This window comes from Treponema sp. R8-4-B8, from assembly GCF_054786175.1.
The window spans coordinates 1-437 of record NZ_BDHE01000437.1 but is presented as its reverse complement, the minus strand read 5'-3'; the positions used below and the strand labels follow the sequence as shown (position 1 = coordinate 437).

Here is a 437-nt window from a genome sequence, read left to right as displayed (position 1 = left end):
CGATATGCTTACATCAGGAGGCAACCGTTGTGAAAGCCGCTTTTCCGGGTTCTTTTGACCCCCCCACATCCGGGCATATAAATATAATTAGCCGCGCTGCGTCCATTTTTGGGGAACTTGTGGTGATTGTGGCGGAAAATAAACGTAAAAAATACCTTTTTTCAGCCGAAGAGAGGGCTTCTATGATACGGGAACTGATAAAAGACTACAAAAATGTGTCTGTAACGGTCTGTGACTGCCTGATTGTGGATTTTCTTAAAAAAATGGATATAAAATTACTGCTTCGCGGGGTTCGCGGGGTGGAAGATTTTTCCTATGAATTTGAGCTATCAATGATGAACAGGACCCTTGACCCGGATATTGAAACAATTTTTATGACGACTGATCCTGAATATTTTGTCATCCGCTCGTCTTCTATTAAGGAATTGGCCTCATTT

The 437-nt window shown here is 42.1% G+C and carries 1 protein-coding gene; it reads left to right on the top strand.

The genetic code is table 11. The annotated features are described in order from the left end of the window. Nucleotides 1-29: 29 nt before the first annotated feature. A partial coding sequence (gene coaD / locus ACYVRA_RS09135; RefSeq protein WP_461252393.1) for a pantetheine-phosphate adenylyltransferase occupies nt 30-437 on the top strand: 408 nt, incomplete at its 3' end.